Origin of the sequence: Cyanobium sp. LEGE 06143 (genome assembly GCF_015207535.1) — a bacterium.
Taxonomy (GTDB): Bacteria; Cyanobacteriota; Cyanobacteriia; order PCC-6307; family Cyanobiaceae; genus NIES-981.
The window spans coordinates 1-8,849 of record NZ_JADEWP010000104.1 but is presented as its reverse complement, the minus strand read 5'-3'; the positions used below and the strand labels follow the sequence as shown (position 1 = coordinate 8,849).

Sequence of the window (8,849 nt, the reverse complement as noted above, 5' to 3'; positions counted from 1 at the left end):
GCCGAACGCGGCGACCTGGACGCCTGCCTGCGCTATGGCGCCCAGCTGCAGGCCCTGCGCTGGCTGGGCGGCGGCGCTGCTCAGGAGCAGGGCCAGTGCCGCCGGCGTCAAGCCGGCCAGTTGTGGGAGGAGGAGCAGTGGGGCGAGGCCCTGCGGCTGCAGCTGCAGCTGGTCAATTCCGAAGCGGCCCGGCCGGAGGACCGCCAGCGCCTCGACGCCTGGCAGGTGGCCCTTCAGGATCGGGCCATGGCCCGCTTTGAAGCCGGCGATCTCGAGGGCAGCCTCGCCCTGCTCGAACCCATGGGCGAGCACGAGCGCCCCGACCGGCGGTCCCTGGGCAACCGGCTCAGGGAGATCTGGAGCCGCAACCAGCAGCAGCTGAAGCGGGCCCAGCGCCTGAGTCAGGAGAAGCGCTGGTGGGAGGCCCTTGAGGCCCTCAACCGCATCGACCATCCCTGGTGGAAGCAGCAGAGTGAGGCCGTCAGGGAGGAGGTCCAAGTGGGCATCGGCAGCCTGCGCGGTCCAGATCGCCAACGGGATGGCCATGGCGCCCTGCCCCACTCGGTGCCCCTTGAGCAGCTGGACCGACAAGTGCAGCAGCGCATCGCTGCCGGCATGGATGAATGGGCCGCCTTCGAGGCCGCCTGCCGGGCCCTCGGCGGCGAGGTGGTCGAGGCCGGGCCGGAGAGCGGTTGTCAGCGCTGAGGAAGGCTCAGGCGCGCCATGACAAGATTGGGGCCTTGAGTGTCGGGTCGTTCATGCAGCCAGGGGATCAGGTCAGGGTCTGCCAGAGCGTGGTGGTGTATCACCATCCCGAACACCGCGGCGAGGCCTTTGATCTGAAGGGTCAGCAGGGTGAAGTGAAGACCGTGCTGAACGAATGGAAAGGACGGGTGATCAGCCCCACCCTGCCCGTGATCGTCGTGTTCGGAAAATTCAGGGCCCACTTCCGCCCCGATGAGCTCGAAGCCGCCTGAGCCAGGCCCATGTCCAGTCCCCGCTCTCTCAGGTTGAGGGGCGGATCAGAAAGACACCCTCTTCCGGGTCGATGCCGCGCAGACAGAGCTGAATCGACTCCTGGCGGCTGGTCGGCACCACGCGGCCGCAGAAGTCGGGCTGGATCGGCACTTCCCTGTGCCCCCGGTCCACCATCACCAGCAGGCTCACCCGTTTGGGGCGCCCCCAGGCCTGCAGCGCCTCCAGGGCAGCCCGCACCGTGCGGCCCGTGAAGATCACGTCATCCACCAACAGCACATGGCGTCCCTCCAGGGCCACCGGCAGGGCCGTGGGCTGCACCAGACGGGTGCCCACCCGATCGAGGTCGTCCCGGTGAAAGGTGGGATCGAGGGCGCCCCGGTCCACGGACTGGCCGCTGAGCTGCTCCAGCCTTGAGGCCAGCACCTCGGCCAGGACCACGCCCCTGGTGGGGATTCCCAGCAACAGCAGCGCCTCAGCGTCCGGCTCGGCCTCCAGCACCTGGGTGGCCAGCCGATCGAGGGTGCGGGCCAGCTCACCGCTGGAGAGAAGTGCCAGCCTGGCCATGCGCAGAGAAAGCTCCAGGGCACTCAGACTGAATCGTAGGCAGAGCGAGGCTCCAGCTAGCCCGGCTATCGGAGAACTGGCAGGGCCGCCCATCGCCAGGAGTGTGACCAAAACCTGACGCTGAATGGAAGCAACGCAAGACCGTTACAAACGGGCTGTAAGTTGACTCCCGAAGACACTTTCCAGCATGTGAGGTGAGCCGGGTGTCAGCAAAGCCCTCCCAGCAGTCAGCCGTGGGTTCCAGGGAGGGTGCGTCGGCCTCCAGGCTGCAGGGGCGCTCAGCTGATGGCTCCGGCTCCGTGGCTCCCGTGGTGTTGGCCATCCTCGACGGCTGGGGCCACCGCCGTGAGCAGACCAACAACGCCATCCGCCTCGCCGACACACCGGTGATGGATGCCCTCTGGCACGCCTATCCCCACACCCTGATCGAGGCCAGCGGCGGCGCCGTGGGCTTGCCGGATGATCAGATGGGCAATTCCGAGGTGGGCCACCTCACGATTGGCTCAGGTCGGGTCATCCGCCAGGAACTGGTGCGTATCACCCAGGCCGTCCGCGATGGCTCCCTGGCCCGCAACGGCGCCCTCAACACCCTGGCCGATTCCCTGCTCCAGAGCGGCGGCACCCTGCACCTGCTGGGCCTCTGCTCCGATGGCGGGGTGCACAGCCACATCAGCCACCTCGGGGGCCTGCTGCAGTGGGCCGCCGGGCGGGGTCTGAGCGATGTGTGTGTGCATCTGATCACCGATGGCCGCGACACGGCCCCCACCAGCGCCCTCACCTACGCGGCGATGGTCGAGGCCCAGATCGCGGCGGCAGGGGTCGGCCGCATCGCCACCGCCTGCGGGCGGTACTGGGCCATGGACCGCGACAGCCGCTGGGAGCGCACCGAGCGGGCCTATCGCCTCTACACCGAGCCCGGAGAGCCCACGGGTCAGTCAGCGGCGGAGGTCATCGCCGCCTCCCATGGGGCCGACGTGGGCGATGAATTCCTGGAGCCGGTGCGGCTGAGCGAGGGCCATCTGAAGTCCGGCGACGGCCTGATCTGCTTCAACTTCCGTCCCGACCGGGTGCGGCAACTGGTCCGCGCTCTGGTGCTCAGCGACTTCGAGGGCTTCCCCCGCACCGATCCCCCCAGGCTGCAGGTGGTCACGTTCACCCAGTACGAGCGGGGCCTGCCGGTTGAGGTGGCCTTCCCACCGGAATCCCTCGATGGCCTCCTGGGGCAGGCGGTGTCGGAGGCGGGCCTGCGCCAGTTCCGAACCGCAGAAACGGAGAAATACCCCCATGTCACCTACTTCATGAATGGCGGGATTGAGCAGGCCTTCCCGGGGGAAGACCGGCACCTGGTGCCTTCGCCCAGGGTCGCCACTTACGACCAGTCCCCGGCCATGTCGGCCGAACAGCTCACCGAGAGCTGCGTGGCGGCGATCCGCAAGGGCATCTATGCCCTGGTGGTGATCAACTACGCCAACCCCGACATGGTGGGACACACCGGCCAGATCCAGGCCACCACCGAGGCGATCGGCACCGTGGACCGCTGCGTGGGCCGCCTGATGGAAGCCACCAATCGCATGGGCGGCACGCTGCTGATCACCGCCGACCACGGCAATGCCGAGGTGATGGTGGGCAGCGATGGCCGCCCCTGGACAGCTCACACCACCAACCCGGTGCCGGTGATCCTGGTGGAGGGGGAGCGGCGCAAGCTGCCCGGCCACGGCAACGCCGTGACCCTGAGGGAGCACGGCGGACTGGCCGACATTGCCCCCACCCTGCTGGAGATCCTGGGGCTTCCCAAGCCAAGCCTGATGACCGGCACCTCCCTGGTGGAGCCGAGCACCGTGACCGTGGCGGAGAACCGGGTGCCGCAGACCCTGAGCGTCTAGCCTGCGGCAACCGCACCCGCAGCAATGGTTGCTTCCGTGATGGCCTGGGTCTGGGCCGCCACCGGCATTCTCCTGATCCTGACCATTCTCCTGCACAGCCCCAAAGGCGACGGCATGGGTGGCCTGGCGTCCAGCGGCGGCTCGATGTTCACCAGCGCCCGCAGCGCTGAACAGACCCTCAACCGCGTCACCTGGACCCTGCTGGTGCTGTTCCTGGCCCTGGCCGTGGTGCTGAGTGCCGGCTGGCTGGCCTGAGCCCGCCCCTTGCCTTCCCCTCTCTGATGCCGATGTCCCGTCGCAACCTGCTCACCGGCGTCGCCTCGGGCCTGGCCGGTCTGCTGGCCACAGGATGCCGGGCCGATGCCTCTGCAGAGGCCAACGACCCGAGTTGGCAACTGAGCGAAGCGGAGTGGCGCAAGCGACTGAGCCCCAAGGCCTTCAAGGTGCTGCGCCAGGAGGGCACCGAGCGCCCCTTCTCCAGCCCGCTCAATGACGAAAAGCGTCAGGGCACCTACAGCTGCGCCGGCTGCGACCTGCCCCTGTTCAGCTCCAGCACCAAGTACGACAGCGGCACCGGCTGGCCGAGCTTCTGGGACCCCCTGCCCAACGCCATCGGCACCAAGAAGGATTTCAAGCTGATCGTGCCCCGCACCGAATACCACTGCCGTCGCTGCGGCGGCCACCAGGGCCATGTCTTCGCTGACGGCCCCAGGCCCACGGGCAAGCGCTACTGCAACAACGGTGTCGCCCTGCGCTTCGTGCCCAGCTGATTGTACGCAAACCGTGCTGATTGCCCGTGACGAGTCCCTACAGCGCCCTGCCGAGCAGGGCTTTCTGGCGCAAGGCGGTGGTGGAGGCCTCCCCCTTCGATCAGAGCGATCTCTATCAACCCAAGTGGAAGATCAGCCCAGAAACCAAGATTGCGACCGCCGGCAGCTGCTTTGCTCAGCACATCACCAGCCATCTGAGGGCGCATCGCTTCAACGTCCTCGACCTGGAAAGACCGCCCTTTTCCTTGGCGGAAGAACACCATCAGCGTTTCGGTTTCTCACTTTATTCCTGCCGCTACGGCAATATTTACACCGCCCAGCAGCTGCTCCAGCTGGCCCAGGAAGCACGGGGCCGCTTTCAGCCCCAGGAACCCGCCTGGGAGCGGGACGGCCGCTGGTTTGATGCCCAGCGGCCGGGCGTCGAACCTGAAGGCCTGGACAGTGCAGATGCCGTGAGGGAACATCGCCACCATCACCTCACCCGGGTGAGACTGATGTTCAAGCGCATGGATCTGTTCATCTTCACCCTCGGCCTCACGGAAGCCTGGGTGCGCCCCGGCGGGCTGCAGGACACGGTGTACCCCACCGCTCCGGGCACGATCGCCGGCCAGTTCGAGCCACAACGGTATGCCTTCAGAAATTACGGCTGCGCCAGTGTGATTCAGGCGCTGCAGAGCTTCCGTCGGGTGGTGCTGAGCCTGCGGCGCGGCCGTTCCTTTCAGATGCTGCTCACCGTGTCGCCGGTGCCGCTCACGGCCACAGCCAGTGGTGACCACGTGCTCGCTGCCACCACCTACTCCAAGGCCGTGCTGCGGGCCGCGGCAGGTGATCTGGCGGCCGGCTCTGAGGCCATCGACTATTTCCCTTCCTACGAGATCATCACCAACCAGGCGGCCCGCGGTGTCTTCTACGAGGCCAATCTGCGCTCGGTGCGCAGCCAGGGCGTGAGCGTGGCGATGGACACCTTCCTGGAAGCCCACAGGTCCGAGGCCCTCAACCGCAATGGCCTGGGAGCTGACACCAGCCCAGGGGCGACGATGCCTACCAGAGTGCGGGGCAAAAGCGCCTCCCGGGTGCGGCGCCAGGGCCAACGGGCCCAACGGCAGACCAACCAGCGACAGCGGAGCGGCGATCTGCAGTGCGAAGAGGCCCTGCTGGAGGCCTTCGGCCCATGAAGCGGGTCCTCTGGTGCGGAGGCTCCCACCTGGGTAATACCAAGAATTCAGCGATTCGCCGCCTGCACGAAGGGCTGCTGCGCGACTACAGCGCCGAGTTCTATATCACCGCTGCCCCCGCCAACCGCAACTGGAGTGCCAGGGGTGGGCGTTACGGCGTGGAAGGCAGCACGGTGTTTGGCAATCGCACCATGCCCACAGAGCGGCGTGATCTGAGCCTCTATGCCGCCATCATCTTCGTCGGCCAGTGGATTCAGCCCTGGTTCGCCTTCCGGGATGGCCTTCCACTCTCGGAGGCCCTGCTGCGGCTGAGCCTGGAGGGATTGCCCCTGCATCCCTGGATCACCCGTCAGGGCCAACGGTTTCGCTGGTTCAATGAGCCCCTGGCCCTGTTTCCCCAGCTCACCGAGGCCCCCGTGATCCTGATTCGCGACCCCGAGGCCCGCATGGAGCACTACCGCTTGGTGCCAACGGCGGTGAAACGGCGCTTCCAGACCCATCTGGAGGCGTTCTGCCAGGAGGCCGGCATCCTTCTCTGTCCCCAGGCCTCAGACGCCCTGGATCGCGACCTGGTGACCATGCCCCGTTATCTCCGCAACAGATCAGGGGACGATTGCGTGCACATGTCGGATGCGTACTGGCAGCGGCTGTTCGTCAACCAGCTGGAGCCGCTGTTGAGGGTTCAGCTACAGCAGCAGAAGGCGAGCATGAGGGCGGCCAACCTGGCAACAGCTAGAGTAATGTCATCAGGGCAATCCTGAAAGATGAGCAGGTTTCAAGCAACAATCTCCACATTTGCGGCGATCGGCACAATTGCCCTCACTGTTGTCACGGTCTACCGTTTTGTTGATAATCAGCGGCAGCGCGAGCTGCAGAATCAGAAGGAGATTCAAACCCTCAGAGAGCAGCTCAACCAGCAATTGCTCGACAGGTCCATCGAACCTGAGCCTGAGGCTCCCACTCCCACACCACGAGAGCCATCAAGGCCGTCCCAGCAATCTGCCGGGCCATCCGAGCCGGCCCAGTCCCCGCCGCCGGTGTTCCAACCCTCAGTGATCCAGCCCCTCGAGCCCGCGCCGCAATCGCCTCCAGTGCATTCCGGCCCCTAGAAAGCTGGCAGGGCCACAGCCCGACAGCCGGCAAGGGCGACCAAAAAAAGCGCCCCTAGAGGGGCGCTTGCTGGAGGCGGGATGACAGCATCCCGCCCGGATGACGCAGTGGCGAATCAGTAGTCGAAGTCGCCGCCCATGCCACCGCCGCCAGCGGGAGCTGCTTCCTTCTTCTCGGGCAGGTCAGCCACGATGCACTCGGTGGTGAGCACCATGCCGGCGATCGAGGCGGCATTCTGGAGACCGGAGCGCGTGACCTTGGCGGGGTCCACGATGCCGGCGGCCAGCATATCCACGTAGTCGCCGGTGGCCGCGTTGTAGCCCTCGTTGAAGGGCTTGTTCTTCACGTTTTCGGCCACCACAGCGCCATTGGCGCCGGCATTCTCAGCGATCCGCTTGAGCGGAGCAGTGAGGGCGGAAGCCACGATGGTGGCGCCGATCAGCTCTTCGCCTGAGAGGTTGGCCGCGGCCCACTCCTCGAGGGCGGGAGCCAGGTGGGCCAAGGTGGTGCCACCGCCGGGAACGATGCCCTCCTCAACAGCCGCCTTGGTGGCGTTGATGGCGTCTTCGAGGCGCAGCTTCTTGTCCTTCATCTCGGTCTCGGTGGCGGCGCCCACCTTGACCACGGCCACACCACCGCTCAGCTTGGCCAGACGCTCCTGCAGCTTCTCCTTATCATAGGAGGAGTCGGTTTCGTCCATCTGCTTGCGGATCTGCTCGCAGCGGGCCTTCACCGCCACCTCGTTGCCTTCGGCCACGATGGTGGTGGTGTCCTTGTTGATGGTGATGCGGCGGGAGGTGCCCAGCATCTCCAGCTTGGTGTTCTCCAGCTTGAGGCCAGCGTCCTCGGTGATCAGCTGACCGTTGGTGAGAACGGCGATGTCCTCGAGCATGGCCTTGCGGCGGTCACCGAAGCCGGGGGCTTTGACGGCGGCCACGTTGAGCACACCACGCAGGCGGTTCACCACCAGGGTGGCGAGGGCTTCCTTCTCGATGTCCTCGGCGATGATCAGCAGCGGCTTGCCGGTGCGGGCGATCTGCTCGAGCACGGGCACCAGGTCCTGCACCAGGCCGATCTTCTTGTCGGTGAGCAGGATGTAGGGCTCTTCGAGCACCGCTTCCATCCGCTCGGTGTCGGTGGCGAAGTAGGGCGAGATGTAGCCCTTGTCGAAGCGCATGCCCTCGGTGACCTCCAGTTCGGTGGTCATCGACTTGCCTTCTTCCAGGGAGATCACCCCCTCCTTGCCCACCTTGTCCATGGCGTCGGCGATCATCTGGCCGACTTCTTCGTCGTTGCCGGCGGAGATGGTGCCCACCTGGGCGATGGCGTTGGAGTCGGAGATCGGCTTGGCGTGCTCCTCGATCTTCTTGACGAGGAAGTCGGAGGCCTTGTCGATGCCCTTCTTGAGGGTGATGGCGTTGGCGCCGGCGGCCACGTTGCGCAGACCCGCCTTGACCATGGCGTGGGCCAGGACGGTGGCGGTGGTGGTGCCGTCACCGGCAGCGTCATTGGTCTTGGAAGCGGCCTGACGGATCAGGGCCACACCAGTGTTCTCGATGTGATCCTCCAGCTCGATCTCCTTGGCGATCGTGACGCCGTCGTTGATGATCTGAGGGGCACCAAATTTCTTCTCAAGCACCACATTGCGGCCCTTGGGACCGAGGGTGACAGCCACTGATTCGGCAAGGATGTCGATGCCTTTTTCGAGCGCCCGACGGGCTTGCTCGTTGTAGATGATGCGCTTGGCCATGGGAGGCAAGGTCGTAGGAAAGAACAGTGAAAGGAGTGTTCAGCGCGTCAGCACGCGACAGCACTCAGCGTGGAGCTGGAATTCAGCTGACGACGGCGAGGATGTCCTTCTCGGACAGCAGCACGTATTCATCGGAGCCGAGCTTGATGTCGGTACCGGCGTACTTGCTATAGAGCACCTGATCGCCGATGCTCACTTCCGGAGCCTGGCGGGAACCGTCGTCATTGCGCTTGCCGGCACCCACTTGAACCACTTCCCCGACCTGGGGCTTTTCCTGGGCGGTGTCGGGCAGAAGGATGCCGCCGGCGGTTTTTTCGTCTGAGGCAGAGACTTTGATGAAAATGCGATCTCCGAGGGGCTTAACCGTGGAGACGCTGAGGGAAACAGCAGCCATGGATAGATGCGATAGCAACGACATGGCGCCAGAGACGCCATGCAAGACCCGAGTTGGCACTCTGGTCCTGCGAGTGCCAACCTATGCGGCGCGACCGCCCTCCAGCCACCCCATTCGGTGTGCGGGTCACCGAACCCTGCTCAGCCCGCCAGGCGCCTGTGCTGAGCGGCCCGGTGGTAAGGTTGCCCGGCTCCCAGCGGGCAGGGATCGTTCCAGCACCCCACC

10 protein-coding genes are annotated in these 8,849 nt (G+C 65.8%); 7 read left to right on the top strand and 3 right to left on the bottom strand.

What is annotated here, in order from left to right; translation table 11 throughout:
* The coding region (locus IQ216_RS08525) for a hypothetical protein (protein WP_193815143.1) at window positions 1-705 on the top strand (705 nt) is incomplete at its 5' end.
* Between the two features lie 53 nt (window positions 706-758).
* Window positions 759-977 (top strand): ferredoxin-thioredoxin reductase variable chain, encoded by a 219-nt coding sequence (locus IQ216_RS08520; protein ID WP_186698868.1) that lies wholly within the window; start codon window positions 759-761, stop codon window positions 975-977.
* A gap of 28 nt (window positions 978-1,005) precedes the next feature.
* On the opposite strand, the gene pyrR is transcribed toward IQ216_RS08520, so the two are convergent.
* Window positions 1,006-1,542, bottom strand: coding sequence for a bifunctional pyr operon transcriptional regulator/uracil phosphoribosyltransferase PyrR (gene pyrR, locus IQ216_RS08515; RefSeq protein ID WP_193815142.1), 537 nt, complete (start codon window positions 1,540-1,542; stop codon window positions 1,006-1,008).
* Window positions 1,543-1,850: 308 nt separating this feature from the next.
* Between pyrR and gpmI the strand changes: the two genes are divergently transcribed.
* From gpmI to IQ216_RS08490, 5 genes are read left to right on the top strand one after another with little or no spacing between them, the layout of a single operon-like run.
* Window positions 1,851-3,425, top strand: a complete 1,575-nt coding sequence (gpmI, locus tag IQ216_RS08510; protein ID WP_193815144.1) for a 2,3-bisphosphoglycerate-independent phosphoglycerate mutase — start codon at window positions 1,851-1,853, stop codon at window positions 3,423-3,425.
* A gap of 24 nt (window positions 3,426-3,449) precedes the next feature.
* Window positions 3,450-3,680, top strand: a complete 231-nt coding sequence (gene secG / locus IQ216_RS08505) for a preprotein translocase subunit SecG (RefSeq protein ID WP_186698864.1) — start codon at window positions 3,450-3,452, stop codon at window positions 3,678-3,680.
* 32 nt (window positions 3,681-3,712) lie between these two features.
* A complete protein-coding gene (gene msrB / locus IQ216_RS08500; protein ID WP_193815141.1) occupies window positions 3,713-4,195 on the top strand; it encodes a peptide-methionine (R)-S-oxide reductase MsrB in 483 nt (160 codons plus the stop codon).
* Window positions 4,196-4,221: 26 nt separating this feature from the next.
* Window positions 4,222-5,370: a GSCFA domain-containing protein gene (locus IQ216_RS08495; RefSeq protein ID WP_370566674.1), complete on the top strand. Its 1,149-nt coding sequence runs from the start codon at window positions 4,222-4,224 to the stop codon at window positions 5,368-5,370.
* The gene (locus IQ216_RS08490; protein WP_193815139.1) at window positions 5,367-6,131 is read left to right on the top strand and encodes a hypothetical protein; all 765 of its coding nucleotides are present in this window, start codon (window positions 5,367-5,369) and stop codon (window positions 6,129-6,131) included. Before IQ216_RS08495 ends, IQ216_RS08490 begins: the two co-directional genes overlap by 4 nt.
* 464 nt (window positions 6,132-6,595) lie before the next feature.
* Here the strand turns inward: IQ216_RS08490 and groL are convergent, their stop codons facing one another.
* Window positions 6,596-8,230 carry a chaperonin GroEL gene (gene groL, locus IQ216_RS08485; RefSeq protein ID WP_186698843.1) on the bottom strand — a complete coding sequence of 545 codons (1,635 nt, stop codon included), beginning with the start codon at window positions 8,228-8,230 and terminating at the stop codon, window positions 6,596-6,598.
* Between the two features lie 82 nt (window positions 8,231-8,312).
* Complete coding sequence (gene groES, locus IQ216_RS08480; protein WP_186698842.1) at window positions 8,313-8,624, bottom strand: co-chaperone GroES; 312 nt, start codon at window positions 8,622-8,624, stop codon at window positions 8,313-8,315.
* Between the last annotated feature and the right edge of the window lie 225 nt (window positions 8,625-8,849).